Genomic DNA, 19248 nt, shown 5'->3' with positions numbered 1-19248 from the left:
CTTGTCAATTCTATCGCCATTTAATAGCTATCTGCAACAAACGTACTAGACCGGGTAAACCCCATGTTTTCGTTCTGTAAATTGTAGACGTTTTGTTTCATAAGAGGCAAAGCGGGTAATCAGCTCTGCTCGCAATCGGTTAGGATCAACTATATCATCTACAACCATTTCAGAAGCCAAGCGATAGATATCGATATTCTCTTTATATTCTTCTTGCTTTTCCTTTATGAATTGAGGTCGCTCTTCTTCTGATAGTTCAGCAATTTTATTAGCATATACAGCATTAACAGCAGCTTCAGGACCCATTACAGCTATTTGAGCGCTAGGAAGAGCAATGCAACAGTCCGGCTCAAAAGCTGGACCTGCCATAGCATAAAGACCGGCACCGTATGCTTTGCGGACAATTACAGAAATTTTTGGTACGCTTGCTTCACTCATGGCTGATATCATCTTAGCGCCATGGCGAATGATCCCTGCTTTCTCTACACGTGTTCCAATCATAAATCCTGGAATGTCAGCTAAGAACAGAAGCGGTATATGGAACGCATCACATAGATTAATAAACTTAGCTGCTTTATCTGCTGAATCGTGGAATAACACGCCACCTTTCATGCGTGGTTGGTTTGCGATAATTCCAACAGGTTTTCCGTTCATTCGAGCTAGTCCAGTAATCAGTTCCCTCGCAAATAACTTCTTAATCTCACAAAATGAGTCTTCATCAATTAAATGGTCGATTAATTCGTACATATCAAAAGGAGCATTTTGGTTTTCGGGTATTAAATCCTGGATGGTTTTATCGTGAGGTTTTACAGGTAGCGGATCTTTAGTTGGTGCAGGTATTCTGAAATTTTTCGGAAAATAGCTTAAATAGTTTCTTGCGTATTCAATGGCTTCTTGCTCTGTCTTTGCTAGTACATCTCCACAACCAGATTCAGAGCAATGCATCTTTGCCCCGCCCATTTCTTCAAGGCTTACTTTTTCACCAATGACCTTCTCAGCCATACGAGGGGAACCTAAATACATGGATGCATTTCCTTCTACCATAACAACAATGTCACAAAAAGCAGGGATGTATGCTCCACCAGCGGCTGAAGGCCCAAAGAGTAAGCAAACTTGAGGAACACGACCTGAAAGTTTAACTTGATTATAGAAGATACGACCTGCTCCACGTCTTCCTGGGAACATTTCAACTTGATCGGTAATTCTTGCTCCTGCTGAATCGACTAAATATAGCATCGGTACTTCTAGTTTTTCAGCCGTTTCTTGTATTCGGATAATTTTTTCGACAGTTCGCGCTCCCCAAGATCCTGCTTTAACAGTAGAATCATTAGCCATCACACAAACTGTTTCTCCGTTAATTTCACCTATTCCAGTCACAACGCCGTCGGCGGGAAGACTACCATCCTGACAATTGGCAAAGAAAGCGTCTTCAACATCGATTCCATCATCAAATAACTGTTCTAAGCGATCACGAACAAACATTTTCCCTTTTTCTGCATTTTTTTGATGGTATTTTTCTGAACCACCTTGCTTAATTTCATCAACTTTATCTTGAAATGTTCGATCATATTTCGTTGTCATCTAGATTTTCCTCCTTTGTTATCTACCTTTATATTGTGGTGCTCGTTTCTCCTTGAAAGCGTTTAATCCTTCTAAACGATCTTCTGTTGAAATGGTTTGCTGATAGCAAAGGGATTCAATACAGAGACCAGTATCTTTATCCGTGTTTATACCTAAATTAATGGCTCGTTTCGCTTGCTTTAGTGCAATTGGTGCGTTCTTTGCAATAACCCTAGCAAGGCCCCTCGTCTCTTCTAAAAGTTCAGATGCAGGAACAACCCTTTCTACCAAACCAATATTCGCCGATTCTTCTGAAGAGATTCTCATCGCGCTATAGATCATTTCTTTTGCTTTACCTATCCCTACTAAGCAAGGAAGACGCTGTGTACCACCTGCTCCCGGTATAATGCCAAGTGAGGTTTCAGTTAAGCCCATCTTCGTATCATCCCTCGCTATACGAAGGTCACAGGCAAGCGCAAGTTCGAGACCACCGCCAAACGCCACACCGTTAATAGAGGCAATCGTAGGGATTTCTAAAGATTCAACCCTCCTTATGCATTGGCCGATTCTATATACGGTTTCAATGACTTGTTGGTCATTCATACCCTGCCGCTCCTTTAAATCTGCACCAGCGCAAAAGGCTTTTTCTCCAGCGCCTCTGATAATCAAACACCTTACATCTGTTGATGCTTCCACTTCTTCTAAACAAACATTAAGATCATCCATCAGAGCATGTGAAAATGCATTTGCAGCTTCAGGACGCGATAAAGAGATTTCGTATACATACTCCTCTAGTTTTTGTAATTCTACAGCTTTCTTCAAACATGAATCCCTCCACTTCTTAGCATTTGCATATGGTGACTTGGAAGTGGTTTTCCGACAACGTTTTGGATCCACTCTCCTGACTTCAAAAGTTTATGATGATCAATGCCAGTATGAATGCCCATTTCTTCAAGCATGTAGAGAAGGTCATCTGTAGCAAGATTTCCTGAAGCCCCTTTAGCATAAGGGCATCCACCCAATCCCCCTAGAGAACTATCAAACGTCGTATATCCTAACTGTAAAGCGGTAAGGACGTTTGCAAGAGCGGTCCCCCTTGTATTGTGAAAATGAAGGGCTAGTTTTTCTTTTGGAAAATGATTACCTAAAGAACTAAGCACTCGCTCAACTTGCAGAGGATTCGCGACCCCTATGGTATCTCCTATTGAACATTCATCAATTCCCATTTCAAACAAACGCTCACAAACGGATAAAGCTTGATCAACTTTGACGTTCCCATCATACGGACATCCAAATACAGTAGAAACATAAGCCCGAACAGTTTTCCCCTCATTCTTAGCTGTCTGAACGACCGGTGACAAAACTGGGTATGTTTCTCTAATAGACTTGTTAATATTCTTTTGGTTATGCGCTTCAGAAGCGGACATGAAGATGGAAACCTCATCAATGTCAGCTTCTAGCGCTCGTTCCAACCCTCTTTCATTAGGGACCAGGGCGGCGTAAGTGACCCCAGACTTCCGATTGATTTGTTTAGCCACATCCACAGCATCACCTAATTGAGGGATCCATTTTGGATGCACAAATGAGGTGATTTCTATATAAGAAAGACCTGTTTCTGATAGCTGATTAATCCACTCAATTTTATCAATAGTAGAGATGTGTTCCTCTTCGTTTTGCAATCCATCTCTTGGCCCTACTTCTTTAACCGTAACTCCTGCTGGAAGGTTCATAAAGATCTCTCCTCCTTATTCAAGTATGGCAACAACATCTCCCTCATTTACGAAATCTCCTTCTTGTACCTTTAGTTCTTTCACCGTACCGTCATCTTCTGTAGCAATGGGGATCTCCATTTTCATTGATTCTAAAATTAATAGATCTTGACCAGATGTTACTTCGTCACCTTCTGTTACAACGATTTTCCATACACTTCCTGCCATATTAGCTTTTACTTCTGTCATTTTGCTTCCTCCTTTAGGTAGTGTTCTTCTACAAAACTAGTTGTGATATTTCCTTGTTTAAATATGTCATGATTAAGTACGGTTCTTAGCATTGGAAGGTTCGTTTTAATACCTTCTACTCTATACTGGCTAAGGGCATAAGACATGCGTTCAATCGCGTCCTCCCTTGTCTCTCCCCACGTAATGCATTTTGCTATCATAGGATCGTAGAAAGGCGATACAAAGCTTTTCGAGTGTACAGCCAACTCATGCCTGATATGATCTCCAACTGGTAGTTGCAAATCTGTCATTTGGCCAGGTGCCGGATAAAAGGTCTTTGGATCTTCTGCGTAAACTCGAACTTCAATGGCATGACCATGGATCGTTAATTCATTTTGTTTGTACCGTATCGTTTCTCCATAAGCAATGCGGAGCTGCTCTTCTACCAAATCAAATCCTGTAATTTCTTCCGTTACAGGATGTTCCACCTGAAGGCGTGTGTTCATCTCCAAGAAGTAGAAATGTTGGTTTTCATCTACCAAAAATTCTACTGTGCCTGCATTTTGATACCCAAGTGCTCGAACCGCTTTAAGAGCAGCTTCCCCCATTTTTGCTCTCGTTTCTTCTGAAATAAAAGGAGATGGGGCTTCTTCTACCACCTTTTGGTGTCTGCGCTGTACAGAACACTCCCTTTCAAACAGATAAAGAGCATTTCCTTTTTGATCTGCAAGCACCTGAATTTCGATATGGTGTGGGTTTACAATTTTCTTCTCTAAAAACATGGTCCCATCCCCAAAAAACATTTGAGCTCGCTTTGCATTACTTTCGTATGCTTTTCTTAATTCTTCGTCATTGTTCACGACTTGCATACCAATGCCACCGCCACCAGCTGAAGCTTTCAGCATTATGGGGTAACCAATGTCAGATGCTGCCTCAATAGCAGCGTCTGCGTCTTTAGTTGATGAAGATGTTCCAGGTATTACAGGCACACCAGCACGTTTCATCGTACTTCTTGCTTCTACTTTACTTCCCATACTCCGAATAACATCACTCGTCGGTCCGACAAATGTAATTCCTTCTGATTGAATACGTTCAGCAAAGTCAGCATTTTCGCTTAATAGTCCGTAGCCAGGATGAATCGCATCCACATTTGCTTTTTTAGCTATATCCAACACTTTATCTACTTGCAGATAACTTTCATGAACCCGAGACCCACCAAGTGGATATGCTTCATCTGCTTCTTTAACGTATGGACTATCCTCATCAGGTTCTGAATAAATGGCTACAGTCTGAATGTTTAAACGCTTACATGTACGGATAATACGAGAAGCAATTTCCCCTCGATTTGCTATGAGTAGTTTCGAAAACATAGTGGCTTCCTCCTGACCAATTAAGTATTTTTTTGAATAAGATGGAGCGCGTTTTCCCTGAGTTTAAACTTCTGAATTTTTCCACTTGCAGTCATTGGATATTCTGAGACGAATTCAATATACCTTGGGATTTTATGGCGAGAAATCTTATTCTGACAGAATGCTCTCAGTTGGTCTTTAGAAAGTTCCTGTCCATCTTTAACAATAACCCACGCCATAAGTTCTTCTCCGTATTTCTCATCAGGAACTCCAATTACTTGTACATCAAGGACGTCCGGATGCGTATATAAGAATTCTTCTACTTCTCTTGGATAAATGTTCTCACCTCCGCGTATAATCATGTCTTTTATACGCCCTGTAATCTCAACGTATCCTTCTTCATCCATTACAGCTATATCCCCGGTATGAAGCCAACCTTCTTCATCAATAGCAGCATAAGTTGCTTCTTTATTTTGGTAATAGCCCTCCATTACCAGGTACCCCCTAGTGCAGAGTTCTCCTGGCACTCCTGATCCGACTTCTTCATTTGTTGCTGGATCAATCACTTTTACCTCAACATGAGGATGAGCTTTTCCTACACTTCCAACTCTTCGCTCTATTGGATCGTCTGTAGTAGTTTGAGTAATAACCGGAGATGATTCTGTCTGCCCATAGGCGATTGTGATTTCCGATGCTCCCATGTTATGAATGACTTTTTTCATTACTTCCATTGGACAGGTAGAACCTGCCATAATGCCAGTCCGTAAATGTGAAAATTTGAAGTTGGGAAATTCAGGATGGTTGAGCTCAGCGATAAACATTGTCGGTACTCCATGTAAACCTGTGCACTGCTCGTCTTGAACAGCTTTCATAACAGTAACAGGATCGAATTGTTCCAATATGACCATCGTTGTTCCTTTTGATACAGCCGCCATTGTCCCAAGCACACACCCAAAACAATGAAAAAATGGTACAGGTATACAGAGGCGGTCTTCTTCAGTAAGTTTCATTGCATCAGATACTTGTTTGCCGTTATTCACAATGTTGTAATGGGACAACATTACACCTTTTGGAAAGCCTGTTGTTCCAGATGTATATTGCATATTGATTACATCTTTATAGGATAATGTCTTCTTACGTTGAGCGAGCTGGTTGAATGAGATAGTCTTTCCTTTTTCAACGAGGTCTTCAAAGTTATACATGAAAGAAGATTGCCGTTTACTAAGCACAATAATATTCTTCAAATATGGTAACGAGGGACAGTAGAGATCGCCTTTTTCTGAGTGTTCAAGTTCTGGGCATATTTCTTGCAGGATATCCAGGTAAGAGGTTCCTTTGTATTCTTCCGCCAATAATAGTGTAGTGGCATCCGATTGCTTTAATAAATATTCTAGTTCCCGAGCTTGATAGTTTGTATTTACTGTTACGAGAACCGCTCCCATTTTAGCTGTAGCAAATTGAGAGATCAGCCATTCAGGTTTATTATCTGCCCAAATTGCAACATGTTCTCCTTTTTCTATCCCTAAACTCATAAACCCTTTAGCTGCAGCATCTGTCCATTCATCAAATTCACGGTATGTCTTGCGTAACCCAAGCTCCGGATAGACAAAAGCTTCATGGTCTGGAAGTGCTTTTGCTTTCTCTTCTAACAATTCTCCAACGGTCATTTCTAATAAGGACACGATACATCTTCCTCCTTTTTAATCGAAATGAATACTAGCAACCTAGCTGGCGACTGATTACCAAACGTTGAATCTCCGAAGTTCCTTCTCCTATTTCTAAAAGTTTTGCATCGCGTAAAAATCGTTCTACTTCATACTCTCGCATATATCCATATCCGCCGTGGATTTGAATGGCTTGGTTGGCAGACCGGAAAGCGGTTTCAGATGCGAATAACTTCGCAAAGGCTGATTCCTTTGTAAACGGTTTTTTCTGATCTTTTAACCACGCAGCCTTTAAAACGATGTTCCGGGCTAACTCGACTTCCATAGCCATATCTGCTAACTTAAACTGAATCGCTTGAAAGTTTGAAATAGGTTGCCCAAATTGCTTTCGTTCTTTTGCATAAGCTAGCGCCTTATCTAAGGAAGCTTGCGCAATACCGACAGCTAAAGCAGCAATTGAAATACGTCCTCCATCTAGAGTATATAAAAACTGCTTAAATCCTTTAGATGGATCCCCTAAGATATTCTCTTTTGGGATGCGCACATCCTGTAGAATAATTTCCGAAGTATTTGATGCTCTGACTCCCATTTTGTCATAGTTACTTGATATTTTTAGGCCTGGAGTATCAGTAGGAACAAGAAAAGCAGATATAATATTTTTTCCTTTATCATCTTTACCTGATACTGCTGTTACCGTTAAGGTCTTAGCGTATCCTGCATTTGTAATCCAAGACTTTTCTCCATTAATAACAAATTCATCTCCATCTCTTACTGCTCTTGTTTGAGTGCCTCCAGCATCACTTCCTGCATTCGGTTCTGTTAATCCAAAAGATGCAAGTGCTTCACCCTTAGCTAATGGAACTAAAAATTCTTCTTTCTGCTCTTCTGTACCAAAATAGTAAATTGGACTTGATCCTAGGGATACGGCCGCGGCATAGCTCAGGCCAGTTCCTCCACATACACGTCCAATTTCTTCTACAGCCAACGCATATGTAATTGTGTCCCCCCCAGATCCTCCGTATTGTTCTGGAAATGGAATGCCTAAAAGACCCAACTCTCCCATTTGATCAAAGATATCTTTTGGAAAGGTGGAGGTTTTATCTAATTCAACTGCTCTAGGAGCTATTACTTCTTGTGCAAAATCCCTTACCATTTTCTGTGTCATTTCTTGCTCTTTACTTAATTCAAAATTCATACCTTTCACTCCTTCTATTATAAATTGACCGACCGCTTAGTCGGTACAACTCAAATGTAAGCGCTTTAATGTAATGGATAAAAATAGTCCTTTATAAATGTAAAAGACGCTTCGTTGGTTCTCGTAATATAGAGTGTAAAATTAAGTCAACATAAATATCCGCAATCTCATCAATGCTCTTCCCTCCATCTTTTCTATACCATTTATAGGTCCAGTTCACCATTCCAAGAATGGACATACCAGTAATCACAACAGGTAGTTCACTCCTGAAATCCCCTGTTTGCTGTCCCTTTTCAATTACAGAAAATAAGAGTTCCTTAAACTGCTTTCGCTTGTCTTTAATACGTTCTTCATACTGAGGCTTTAAGTACGTACTTTCTTGATAGAATACATAAATGTGTGGTTTGTAAAGGTCAAATACTTTTACGAAGGATGTAATCATCGCTTGAAGTTGATCTGTGGGATGGCAGTAGGTTTCCTTCGCTACATGCGCTTTTTCTAAAACATATGTAATGAAGGTGTCGTGTATCACATATAACAGTTCATCTTTTGACTCAAAATGATGGTAAAACCCACCCTTTGAAGCAGCGCAATGTTCTACAATCTGATTGACTGTTACACCGTGATAACCATTGTTTTCAAATAAAATGAGTGCTGAATCTATAATTCTTTCTTTTAACTCTTTCATAGATCATCTACTTTCACTTTGTTTTTTCCTTTACATCGTAGCATAAATTTCAGAATAATTAAAATAGTTCTTTTGATCTTACTTCCATTCAACCATTCGGAGTTGCTACTAAGTTTTAATAAGAATAGTAGTGTTTTTTCTTCATACAAAACCCTCAAGTAGCAGCGAAAAACTAAGTGTTATAATTTATGCAATTTACCATATATTGTATGAATAGGCGAGGTAGGTGATTACGTTGACAAAAAAAATATTATTCTTTGGAGATTTTGGAATTGACGATGTCATCGCTCTTTTATATGCAAGAATGGATCCCACGATAGAAATTGTAGGACTTGTTACAGGGTATGGAAATATTTCAGAACATAACGCAGAAGATAATGCTCTATTTTTACGTGCATTAACAAAGGCTGAGGCCTCCATTGATATAATAAGAGGTGCTTATAAGCCCTATACAGGAGCCTTCCCTCAGTACCCAGAAGAAATACATGGCAAGTTTGGGCTCGGCCCCCTTTCACCATATTCAGCTAATATTGAGAATAAAAGAATTCACGACTATTCAAAAGCTGTAGATCTGATTAAGATGCATCGTAATAAGATTACAGTGGTCAATGTAGGCAGGCTTTCCTCTTTATCGTCCATGTTTGTCCTTTATCCTGAAGTAGCTGAGATGATAAAAGAGATCTATGTGATGGGAGGTGCGTTTTTTACCCCTGGCAATGTAACGCCTGTGGCAGAAGCAAATATATATGGGGACCCTTACGCTGCCAACCTAGTGTTTACTATCCAAAAGAAAGTTAAAATCATTCCGCTAAATGTGACGAACTTTGCCATACTGACTAAAGATATGATCCAGATAATTACTACTCATTGCAAGGACCCTTCTATAGGACCAATTATCAGAGAAATATTTGATTATTACTTTGAATTCTATCAAGAAACAAACGCGACACATTCAAACATAGGTGCCCCAATACATGATTTGTTAGCCCTTTGGGCGGCATTCCATCCAGAATATATGAATTACATAGAAGCTCCAGTTACAGTTGTTGTGGAAAAAGGAGATGCATATGGCCAGACCATCGCGGATGTAAGGATCAGCGATCAAAAGGAAGATTACCCACTCCAACATATTGCTATGGAGTTTAACTACCAGGCCTTCATTCAATCCATTTTCACCGCTTTCACTCACAAATATTAATAAGTTGCTTTTCAAGTAAAAACAACAAACAATAAAAGTGCAAAATACAAAAAGGCTCTAAAGGATATATCCTTTAGAGCCTTTTTTAGTTATTATGATGGTTCTTCTTCACTATCAAATACTTTTTCATAATCCGCTTCTCGCCATAATGCAACGACTTCACCAAACTCATCTTGGTCAATGACAAAAGAGCCATTGCTGTATCTGTCACTTGCTTTAAAGGAACCGGCATTTACTTCTTGTGTCGTCCCGTTCTCTGTCTCGAGGAACAGTATTTCTTTTCCTTGTGTTAGCTGTAATCCAACCACTCGGTGTGGGTTGTTTTTTAACTCTCTTAACATGACTACACCGCGTTTCGCCCGCGCCGATTTATCAAACTCTTTTAGCCTCATCCGCTTCACAGCTCCGCGTTGTGTCACTAGAAGAATGGATGGGTCACTATTTTCATCAAATATCTTACCTGCCACAATCTCTTCATCATCTTTTAAGGCCATTGCTTTCACACCAGCCGCTCGTTGACCTATGATCTTCACTTCAGATTCATGATACCATAATCCATAACCCGTATTCGTAGCCAGGAATATGTCCTGGTGGCCATCTGTAACATGAACATCTACTACCTCATCTTCCCCTTTTACATTAATAGCTACAAGGGGCTTAGAATACCGCTGAGCCTGGTAAAGGGATATTTCACTCCGTTTAATCATGCCAGCTTTCGTTATAAATAAGAAATACTTCGCTTCAGAGAAATCTCTAATCGGCACAGCTCTTATAATACGCTCATCTTTTTCCACGGTAATTAAATTCGCAATGTGTTGCCCCAGATCCTTCCAGCGTATATCCGGCAATCCATGAATTGGAAGATACAGATAGTTCCCTTTGTTTGTAAACAGAAGGATTGTATCTGTTGTATTAATCTCAAACAACCCAAGAAGACGATCTCCTTCTTTCATAGCAAAGTCTTCTCCTCCTGATGCAGCATAAGAACGAAGACTTGTTCGTTTAATATATCCGGCTTGTGTTACAGAAACGAGAACATCATCACTAGGAACGGTTACTTCAGGATTTATTTCTAACTTCTCAATTTCATCCTCAATAACGGTTAAACGATCTGTATGATATTTTTTCTTCATAGAAGACAAGTCTTTCTTAATTACTTTAAGAAGTTTCTTCTCATCACTAAGTATAGCTTCTAACTCACTAATGCGTTTATTTAATTCTTCCGCTTCCTTTTCTAGGGATGTAATATCTGTATTGGTTAAACGATATAGCTGTAGGTTTACGATTGCTTCTGATTGAGGCTCAGTAAACCCATACTGTTCCATCAGTCTTCGTTTTGCATCTTGTTTATCATTAGATGAACGGATGGTTGCGATCACTTCATCTAGAATAGAAATAGCTTTGATTAGGCCCTCTACAATATGAGCTCTTTCCTTAGCTTTTCTTAATTCATACTCAGACTGACGCGTTACAACATCCCTTTGGTGAGCAATATAGGCATCTAGAATCCCCTGCAGGCTCATTAACTTAGGCGTTTTATCGTGTATCGCAACCATATTAAAGTTGTAACTAATCTGCAGATCCGTCGCTTTATAAAGGTATTTTAAAATCCCTTCACTATCTACATCCTTTTTCAACTCGATTACAATACGTAAACCTGTACGGTCTGTCTCATCACGAACTTCTGCTATACCTTCGACTTTCTTGTCAATTCGAAGTTCGTCCATTTTTTTTACAAGGTTCGCTTTATTTACTTCATAAGGAATCTCATCGATTACGATCTGCTCACGATTACCTCTAAGCTGTTCAATAGCAGCACGTCCACGAACAACAACTTTCCCTTTTCCTGTTTCGTAAGCTTTCTTAATCCCATCAACACCTTGGATAATTCCGCCTGTTGGGAAGTCGGGTCCTTTCATAAGTGACATCAATTCATCAACAGATACATCAGGACGATCAATTTTCATCATTACAGCATCGATTACTTCACTCAAATTATGAGGTGGGATTTCTGTTGCATACCCCGCTGATATTCCTGTCGAACCGTTTACAAGTAGATTGGGAAACTTTGCAGGTAATACAACTGGTTCAGCAATTGTGTCATCAAAGTTCGGAATATAATCTACTGTTTCCTGATCAATGTCACGTAGCAATTCAGAAGCCATACTAGAAAGTCGTGCTTCTGTATAACGCATCGCTGCTGGAGGGTCCCCATCCACACTTCCGTTGTTCCCGTGCATTTCGATTAACAGATTCCTTAGCTTCCAATCCTGACTGAGTCGCACCATTGCATCATAAACGGATGTATCGCCGTGGGGATGATAGTTACCAATAACTGTACCGACCGTCTTAGCCGATTTACGATAGGGTTTATCATGCGTGTTTTTTTCCTGATGCATCGCATACAAAATACGACGCTGAACAGGCTTCAGCCCATCTCGTGCATCCGGAAGTGCACGGTCCTGAATAATATATTTACTATAACGACCAAACCGGTCACCTAATACTTCTTCTAATGGCAAATCCATATACTGTTCTGATTGAGACAAAAGGTGAACCTCCTACTCTATTGCAATTTATCATTTTCTAAGATATTACTTTGTTCTTCTAATCCAAAGGCTACGTGCGATTCGATCCACTTTCTACGGGGTTCTACTTTATCTCCCATAAGCGTGGTGATCCTACGTTCCGCCTGAGCTAAGTCATCGATTGTAACACGAATTAAGGTTCTAGATTCTGGATTCATAGTTGTTTCCCAGAGCTGGTCTGCATTCATTTCACCAAGACCTTTATAGCGTTGAATCGTATAACCATTTTTAAACTCTTTTAAAACTTGTTGCATTTCGTCTTCTTCCCAAGCATAGCGAGTCTTTTCTTTCTTCCCTTTACCTTTTGAAATTTTATATAAAGGCGGAAGAGCAATATAGATTTTACCTTCTTTGACGAGTTCTTGCATGTAACGATAGAAAAACGTTAATAAAAGAACTTGAATGTGAGCGCCATCAGTATCTGCATCCGTCATTATTATAATTTTGTCGTACTGACAATCGTTAATATCAAAATCAGAGCCGACTCCAGCTCCAATGGTATGAATAATCGTTGAAATCTCTTCATTTTTTAGTATATCCTGCAGTTTAGCCTTCTCTGTATTTATAACTTTACCTCGTAGTGGAAGAATAGCTTGGAACCTACGGTCACGACCCTGCTTCGCAGAACCTCCTGCTGAGTCACCCTCAACAAGATATAATTCGTTTTTCTGAGCATTTTTAGATTGTGCGGGGGTTAATTTACCGCTTAGTAATGTTTCTTTACGCTTTTTCTTCTTCCCAGACCTTGCATCTTCCCTTGCTTTTCGAGCCGCTTCACGAGCTTCCTTAGCTTTAATGGCTTTACGAATAAGCATAGTTGCAACATCTGGGTTCTCTTCTAAGAAATAAGATAATTTCTCGGCTACAACTGCATCAACAGCAGACCTTGCTTCAGAAGTTCCTAATTTACTCTTTGTCTGTCCTTCAAACTGAAGCTTCTCCTCAGGAATTCGGACAGAAACGACAGCTGTAAAACCTTCTCTGATATCATTCCCATCAAGGTTCTTATCTTTCTCTTTTAAGAGGCCTGTTTTCCTTGCATGGTCATTAAAAATTCTTGTAATGGCCGTTTTCGCACCAGACTCGTGCGTTCCCCCATCTCTAGTACGAACGTTATTCACAAATGAGAGCATACTTTCAGCATAGCCATCATTGAACTGGAATCCAAAATCGATTTCAATCTCATCTTGTATACCCTCAAATGCTACAACAGGATGAAGCGTATCTTTTTCTTCGTTCAGGTACGCTACAAACGATTCTAAGCCATCTGGATATTGGTAACTTTCCTTTTGGTCTTCTTGTCGTTTATCGTCAAGGACGATTTCCATCCCTTTAAGTAAGAACGCAGCTTCTCGAAGTCTCTCTGACAGCGTTTCAAAGTTATACGTTGTCATGGAGAAAATTTCAGGGTCTGGCTTGAAATGAATAATAGTCCCACTTTTACGTGTTGCACCCTTCTTCTCAAGAGACGTAACAGGTTTACCACCATTTTCAAACCGTTGGTAATAAGTCTGTCCATCACGATAAATCGTCACTTCAAGCCATTCTGATAACGCATTCACAACAGAGGCTCCTACACCATGCAGTCCTCCACTTGTCTTATAACCACCTTGACCAAACTTACCCCCAGCATGAAGCACGGTAAGTATGACTTCAGGGGTGGGCTTTCCGAGTCGGTGCATCCCTGTAGGCATACCACGTCCTTCATCTCGTACTGATACACTTTGATCTTTATGAATGGTCACTGTAATCCGATTTCCAAATCCCGCTAACGCTTCGTCAACCGCATTATCAACTATTTCATAAACGAGGTGATGAAGCCCGCGATGGTCTGTGCTTCCTATGTACATGCCAGGTCGCTTCCTAACAGCTTCTAATCCCTCTAACACTTGTATTGAATCATCATTATATTGAGTAGAATTCTTAACCAATCTGTTTGTACTCCTTTCAATGCTCTTATAACTATAATAGAACGGATGTTCGTTTTTGTAAATAAGAGCCCGGGCAAAGCGCCTGTCTTTTATTTTAGCGTTTTCTACAATTTAATCAAATAACCTTTTTCCACGAAAAGAAAAAAATCCCTGCAAGAACAGGGATTTTCTCTCGTATTACCTACCTATTGTAACAGAATGTGCAACTTTAATACAGAGGTCCATAAGCACAGTAATGCCTTGATCAGTTAAATATTGATATGTGTTCTCATCTTGTACACCTTGTTGTGCCCAAAAAATTTTCGCTTCTGTATCAACTGCTTCTCTTGCCAAATCGGGTAAAAACTCAGAACGTCTAAAAACGTTAATAAGATCGATAGGCTCTGTAATCTCGCTAAGAGATGAGACCGCCTTTTCCCCAAGTGATTCTTCGATTGTTGGATTAACAGGAATAATTTTATACCCTGCATCCTGCATCGCTTTTGAAACTTGGTAAGAAGTTCGTTCAGGTCGGTCAGATAAACCTACTACAGCAATTGTTTTAGTTTCCTTTAATATCTCTCTGATCTCTTCATTGGATGGGTTGCGCATTAAAATGAATCCCCCTTCTTTAATTAATAAATCCATTTTCCTTTAAGAAATTGCGAGCAACTTGGTAAGCGTCCTCATCCTCAAAGTCCACTTTATAGTTCATTTCTTGCATTTGTTGTTTAGTAATCTTTCCACCAAGTTGATTCAGAACATCGCCAATTTCAGGGTACTGATCTAATGTAGACTGCTTCACTAATGGAGCCCCTTGATAGGGCGGGAAGATATTCTCAGGGTCTTCTAGTACTTTTAGATTGTACGCTACCATATATCCAGCCGTCGCATACGCATCAATAACTTGTACATCCCCCTCTTTAATCGCGGTTTGTCTAACACCGGGTTCCATTGTCTTAACAGTAAGGTCTAACCCATATTCTTCTTGCATACCAACATACCCGTCATAGCGATCATTAAACTCTAGAGTAAACCCAGCGGTCAATTGATCTTGTGCAACCTTAAGGTCTCCAATCGATTCAAGACCATACTGTTTAGCAACTTCCTGAGTTGTGGCAACAGCGTATGTGTTATTGTATTCCATCGGTTCAAGGAGCACCATATTTTCTGCCTCTTTAATACCATCGCGCGCTTGTTCATATACTTCCTGCTTCACATTGCTGTTGGCTTGTTCCCCTAAGAGTGTGGTAATGACAGTCCCAGTAAATTCTGGGTATATATCAAGATCCCCACCTTTTAATGCCTCAAATACATAATCCGTCTTACCGAAGTTTGGTTTAGTCTCAACGGTCAAGTCTGTTTCTTCCTCGATTAATACCTTGTACATATTCATTAGTATTGCTGGTTCAGCACCGAGCTTACCTCCAATGACAAGGTCTGCTTTATCATTCCCATTGATCACGAACGGAATGGTTACGATGAGTAAAGATGCAACAAGAATGGTTGCTAATGAGCGAAATCCGGATTTTGCTGAAGTTCTCTCAAATAAACGAAGAATATTATCAAGTGCAATAGCTAAAAGAGCTGCTGGTATTGCACCTAATAAGATCAATGGAATATCTCCCCCACGGTTAATCCCAAGGAGAATCAATTCTCCTAATCCTCCAGCACCGATTAAAGCAGCAATTGTCGCTGTTCCTACAATAAGAACCATAGACGTTCGTATACCAGCCATAATAACTGGCATTGCAAGAGGTAATTCGACTCTGGACAATCGTCTGAATGAACTCATTCCCATTCCTTTTGCTGCTTCTATAAGTGCTCTGTCAACCTCATTAATTCCAGTGTACGTATTCCTTAGAATAGGTAGTAAAGCATACGCTGAGAGCGCATAAATTGCAGGTTTAAATCCTATTCCAACAATCGGGATAAGAAAAGCTAGAATAGCTAAACTCGGAATGGTTTGTAAGATAGCCGTTACGGTAATAATTGGCTCAGCGATCTTTTTCGTTCTTGTCAGCAGAAGACCTAGCGGCACTGCAATTAAAATAGCAATAAGCAGCGAGATAATCGATAACTGTAAATGTTCCCATATACTTTGCCAAAACATATCCTGTCTATCTAGAAAGGTAGCTTTTAATTCGCTCATTGATGGATCACCCCGTTTTCTAGCTTCGTTTGTTTTTGAAGATAAAGAACGATATCACGATAAGTTAGGGTGCCTATCAATTTGTTATTTTTAACAACAGGAAGAATACTAGTTTCGTGCTCATCAAATATTGTTGTAGCTTGACGTAAATGCAGGTCATTCCGTAAAGAAGGGAGGCTGATGACTTTCCCGTTTTGAACAGCACCGATGTATTGCTGTTGTTTGCCTTCAATGATGTAAGTCCCAACTTCAGGATATGAGCCACCTTCTTGGACGATGTGTTTCTTCGTCGTGTCTACCATCACATCAACTGCAGTTTGCCAAGGTGATTTCCGTTCTCCTACGAAGTTCCTTACAAAATCCGTTTGAGGATTTAGTATTAGCTCTTGTGGAGTTGAAATTTGTACGACTTCTCCCTCATTCATTAAGCAAACTCTATCCCCTAAAGCCAACGCTTCATCAATATCATGTGTAACGAAAACGATGGTTTTTTGAATTTCTTGTTGAAGTTGTTGGATGTCTGACTGAAGTTGCTCACGACTGATAGGGTCAAGAGCACTGAACGGCTCATCCATTAAAATGATATCTGGGTCTGCAGCGAGAGCTCTAATCACACCGACTCTTTGTTGTTGACCTCCTGACAACTCGCTTGGCTTTCTAGTTTTATATGTATGTGGGTCCAAACCTACCATATCCATCAATTCGTCTGTGCGTTTCTCTAAATCTTTCTTATTCCATTTCTTCATTTCTGGAACAACCGCTATGTTTTCCTCAATAGTCATATGAGGGAACAAAGCAATCTCTTGTAACACATAGCCAATATTCCACCTTAATTCGTGAATATTATATTCTTTAATATCTTTATCATTTATTTTAATTATCCCCGATGTCGGTTCAATTAGACGATTAATCATCTTCATAGATGTCGTTTTCCCACATCCACTCGGCCCGATTAACGTAAGAAATTCCCCTTTTTCGACGCGGAAAGAAACCTGTTTTACAGCTTCTGTACCGTCTGGGAACTTCTTTTGAACCCTTTCAAATTCAATCATTCTTTTCCCCCTCGATCTTTTCCAATTATTATTTCATAAAAACGTATTTCTATCATATATGAAAAAAGGCAGGAATGCTAAAGATCCTGCCTGTTTAATGTGCTCTTATTCTATTCATTTGTTTCCTGTTCATTTAACGTCTGATCAATTGTTCTGAAAGCTTCTTCAGTGGCAAAAGTTTGACTCCAAGTAGCAATTCCTGCAAGTTGATACTGATGCACCAATTTCACTCTTTTGCGAAGAGAGGAGCTGTTCTCAAGCCATATTCTATAAGTTACGTTATCCTCACTCTGATATTCCACGTAATCTTGCCCAGTCTCAGGATCATAAGTAGGTTGTAACTTTCTTTCATCCATCCAATTCGTAACCTCTTCCATTGACATTGATTCTGAACTTATTTCTTTAGAACCATTTTTCATCACTTCTTCTTTCCATAAGCGTGTATAGAGGGGAGCTCCAAGAATAAGCTGATCAGGAGGAACTTTTTCAATTATTCTTTCAAGGTTGCTCTTAACCCAAGGTAAGCTACTAACGCTTCCAGCGATTGGTGAACTTCCCCAATGTTCATCATAAGCCATAACTATTATGAAATCAGCCGCTTCAGCTAATTCCGCCCTTTCATAAAAGCGAGACCATTGAGCACTTCCTGATTGAAAGGATACATCAACAGAAACCGTTAGCCCTTGTTGGTGGGCTAATGGAGTAAGTTCTCTAATAAATTGTGTATAATTTCTACCATCTTTTTCATAAACATTTTCAAAATCAATATTAAGACCTTCTAATCTATAAATCTCTGCAAAATATAGAAGTTGCTCAATCATCGACTTTCGCTTGTCATAAGTTGCTAAAGCCTCTTCTGTAATATCAGGATCGAAGCTGTTTGAAAATAGAGCCCAAATCGAATACCCTTTATCCTCTGCATTTTGAACATAACTTTTTGAAGCTATATTTCTGATATCCCCTTCTCCATTTTGGAGCTTGAACCATGTAGGGGATACAACCTGGACGCCTGGCAAAGAAGGCAAAGGTTCATTAGAAGCTAATTGATCCCAAGTAACATGGACGGGCAGATCAACGGAGGGAACAAACGCACTCTTCTTATTTTCATTGACCTCTATTCGTTTTGTATTTGTTGACTTTAGGGTCGACTCTTTCACATAACCCCCTATCCCTTCATTTGTCCTAATAAAATAAAAGCCATTTTGTTCTTTCTCTATAGTTACTTTCTCATCTATATCTAATTCATCCACATAAGGTGAAGACAAACTTGGTGCAGTTCGAACCCTGCGTAAGTCCTCTTCTTTTACTTCTACAGTACCTTGTTGCAGAATTTGATCTTCTTCGTAGATCGAGACAATAGTCGTTTCTTGATGATATCGAACATGAATGGGATAAATATCTTTTAACCAATCGGCTGAGATATAAACACTTTCTCCATCCGACTTAATAGGCGGAGATGATGCTTCGGTAGGCTTATTACTAATATAGTATTGTTTTGAACCAATAGGCATTTGGTAGACATTTTGGCGTGTGGTTACAATGAGTGAATCAGATGCCTTATCAAAAAATAGATCATCGTCAATTTCCTTGTTTAAAAACTCAAATGATATAAAAATACCATCTTCATAAAGTATATCTCCTTCATACTTCTCCCCGTTAAATACTATTGGGTATTCTGTTTTATAGTAATCCGTTCTCTCATCTGATGGAAACGGATATAATATCCAAAAAACTATCGTTGTTAATACGAAAAGAACCCCAACAAATCCTATAATCCATGTTCTTTTTTCTGCTTTTGTATCTATATTGATGTACGCCATTGCCTTTCCTCCTCATCCTTCTATAATATAAAAAGGAACAATAGATGAAAATAGTTTCAATAAAAATAGAATAGTTGTTCTTTCTACTCTTTGTTTCTGATAAAATATATAAAGCACTAGCAGCGAAAGATAAAG

At 39.6% G+C, this 19248-nt stretch carries 15 protein-coding genes; 1 reads left to right on the top strand and 14 read right to left on the bottom strand.

The features are described from left to right. Nucleotides 1-45: 45 nt before the first annotated feature. From IMZ31_RS09235 to IMZ31_RS09200, 8 genes are all read right to left on the bottom strand, one after another. Entirely contained in the window at nucleotides 46-1581 is a 1536-nt protein-coding gene (locus tag IMZ31_RS09235; RefSeq protein ID WP_207530197.1) for an acyl-CoA carboxylase subunit beta, read from the bottom strand. 18 nt (nucleotides 1582-1599) lie between these two features. After that, entirely contained in the window at nucleotides 1600-2382 is a 783-nt protein-coding gene (locus tag IMZ31_RS09230) for an enoyl-CoA hydratase (protein WP_207530196.1), read from the bottom strand. Beyond that, nucleotides 2379-3290, bottom strand: a complete 912-nt coding sequence (locus IMZ31_RS09225; RefSeq protein WP_207530195.1) for a hydroxymethylglutaryl-CoA lyase — start codon at nucleotides 3288-3290, stop codon at nucleotides 2379-2381. Before IMZ31_RS09225 ends, IMZ31_RS09230 begins: the two co-directional genes overlap by 4 nt. Nucleotides 3291-3305: 15 nt before the next feature. Beyond that, nucleotides 3306-3518: an acetyl-CoA carboxylase biotin carboxyl carrier protein subunit gene (locus IMZ31_RS09220; RefSeq protein WP_207530194.1), complete on the bottom strand. Its 213-nt coding sequence runs from the start codon at nucleotides 3516-3518 to the stop codon at nucleotides 3306-3308. Continuing rightward, nucleotides 3515-4867: an acetyl-CoA carboxylase biotin carboxylase subunit gene (locus IMZ31_RS09215; protein ID WP_207530193.1), complete on the bottom strand. Its 1353-nt coding sequence runs from the start codon at nucleotides 4865-4867 to the stop codon at nucleotides 3515-3517. The genes IMZ31_RS09220 and IMZ31_RS09215 overlap by 4 nt, the downstream gene beginning before the upstream one ends. Nucleotides 4868-4887: 20 nt before the next feature. Next, nucleotides 4888-6528: an AMP-binding protein gene (locus tag IMZ31_RS09210; RefSeq protein ID WP_207530192.1), complete on the bottom strand. Its 1641-nt coding sequence runs from the start codon at nucleotides 6526-6528 to the stop codon at nucleotides 4888-4890. A gap of 34 nt (nucleotides 6529-6562) precedes the next feature. Then, nucleotides 6563-7705, bottom strand: coding sequence for an acyl-CoA dehydrogenase (locus tag IMZ31_RS09205; protein ID WP_207530191.1), 1143 nt, complete (start codon nucleotides 7703-7705; stop codon nucleotides 6563-6565). A gap of 91 nt (nucleotides 7706-7796) precedes the next feature. Further along, entirely contained in the window at nucleotides 7797-8393 is a 597-nt protein-coding gene (locus IMZ31_RS09200) for a TetR/AcrR family transcriptional regulator (RefSeq protein WP_207530190.1), read from the bottom strand. Nucleotides 8394-8628: 235 nt separating this feature from the next. Here IMZ31_RS09200 and IMZ31_RS09195 point away from each other — a divergent pair, with 235 nt between their 5' ends. Beyond that, the gene (locus tag IMZ31_RS09195; protein WP_207530189.1) at nucleotides 8629-9591 is read left to right on the top strand and encodes a nucleoside hydrolase; all 963 of its coding nucleotides are present in this window, start codon (nucleotides 8629-8631) and stop codon (nucleotides 9589-9591) included. Nucleotides 9592-9683: 92 nt separating this feature from the next. Here IMZ31_RS09195 and parC read toward each other — a convergent pair whose 3' ends face one another. The 6 genes from parC to IMZ31_RS09165 form a co-directional block, all read right to left on the bottom strand. Continuing rightward, nucleotides 9684-12140, bottom strand: a complete 2457-nt coding sequence (gene parC / locus IMZ31_RS09190; RefSeq protein WP_207530188.1) for a DNA topoisomerase IV subunit A — start codon at nucleotides 12138-12140, stop codon at nucleotides 9684-9686. A gap of 17 nt (nucleotides 12141-12157) precedes the next feature. Further along, nucleotides 12158-14110 carry a DNA topoisomerase IV subunit B gene (parE, locus tag IMZ31_RS09185; RefSeq protein ID WP_207530187.1) on the bottom strand — a complete coding sequence of 651 codons (1953 nt, stop codon included), beginning with the start codon at nucleotides 14108-14110 and terminating at the stop codon, nucleotides 12158-12160. A gap of 177 nt (nucleotides 14111-14287) precedes the next feature. After that, the gene (locus tag IMZ31_RS09180) at nucleotides 14288-14701 is read right to left on the bottom strand and encodes a CoA-binding protein (RefSeq protein ID WP_207530186.1); all 414 of its coding nucleotides are present in this window, start codon (nucleotides 14699-14701) and stop codon (nucleotides 14288-14290) included. A 19-nt stretch (nucleotides 14702-14720) separates the two neighbouring features. After that, entirely contained in the window at nucleotides 14721-16241 is a 1521-nt protein-coding gene (locus IMZ31_RS09175) for an ABC transporter permease/substrate-binding protein (RefSeq protein ID WP_207530185.1), read from the bottom strand. After that, nucleotides 16238-17293, bottom strand: coding sequence for an ABC transporter ATP-binding protein (locus IMZ31_RS09170; RefSeq protein ID WP_207530184.1), 1056 nt, complete (start codon nucleotides 17291-17293; stop codon nucleotides 16238-16240). Before IMZ31_RS09170 ends, IMZ31_RS09175 begins: the two co-directional genes overlap by 4 nt. A gap of 110 nt (nucleotides 17294-17403) precedes the next feature. Further along, nucleotides 17404-19113, bottom strand: a complete 1710-nt coding sequence (locus tag IMZ31_RS09165; protein WP_207530183.1) for a glycosyl hydrolase family 18 protein — start codon at nucleotides 19111-19113, stop codon at nucleotides 17404-17406. Nucleotides 19114-19248 lie beyond the last annotated feature (135 nt).

Source organism: Pontibacillus sp. ALD_SL1, from assembly GCF_017355605.1.
The sequence above is the reverse complement of the archived record's forward strand: the minus strand, read 5'-3'. Positions and strand labels throughout refer to the sequence as shown.

What these genes read in the sequence shown, in the direction of transcription:
- IMZ31_RS09235 (WP_207530197.1), bottom strand. Translation starts at nt 1,581, where the DNA reads ATGACAACGAAATATGATCGAACATTTCAAGATAAAGTTGATGAAATT.
- IMZ31_RS09200 (WP_207530190.1), bottom strand. Translation starts at nt 8,393, where the DNA reads ATGAAAGAGTTAAAAGAAAGAATTATAGATTCAGCACTCATTTTATTT.
- IMZ31_RS09220 (WP_207530194.1), bottom strand. Translation starts at nt 3,518, where the DNA reads ATGACAGAAGTAAAAGCTAATATGGCAGGAAGTGTATGGAAAATCGTT.
- IMZ31_RS09225 (WP_207530195.1), bottom strand. Translation starts at nt 3,290, where the DNA reads ATGAACCTTCCAGCAGGAGTTACGGTTAAAGAAGTAGGGCCAAGAGAT.
- IMZ31_RS09170 (WP_207530184.1), bottom strand. Translation starts at nt 17,293, where the DNA reads ATGATTGAATTTGAAAGGGTTCAAAAGAAGTTCCCAGACGGTACAGAA.
- IMZ31_RS09180 (WP_207530186.1), bottom strand. Translation starts at nt 14,701, where the DNA reads ATGCGCAACCCATCCAATGAAGAGATCAGAGAGATATTAAAGGAAACT.
- IMZ31_RS09175 (WP_207530185.1), bottom strand. Translation starts at nt 16,241, where the DNA reads ATGAGCGAATTAAAAGCTACCTTTCTAGATAGACAGGATATGTTTTGG.
- IMZ31_RS09215 (WP_207530193.1), bottom strand. Translation starts at nt 4,867, where the DNA reads ATGTTTTCGAAACTACTCATAGCAAATCGAGGGGAAATTGCTTCTCGT.
- IMZ31_RS09205 (WP_207530191.1), bottom strand. Translation starts at nt 7,705, where the DNA reads ATGAATTTTGAATTAAGTAAAGAGCAAGAAATGACACAGAAAATGGTA.
- IMZ31_RS09165 (WP_207530183.1), bottom strand. Translation starts at nt 19,113, where the DNA reads ATGGCGTACATCAATATAGATACAAAAGCAGAAAAAAGAACATGGATT.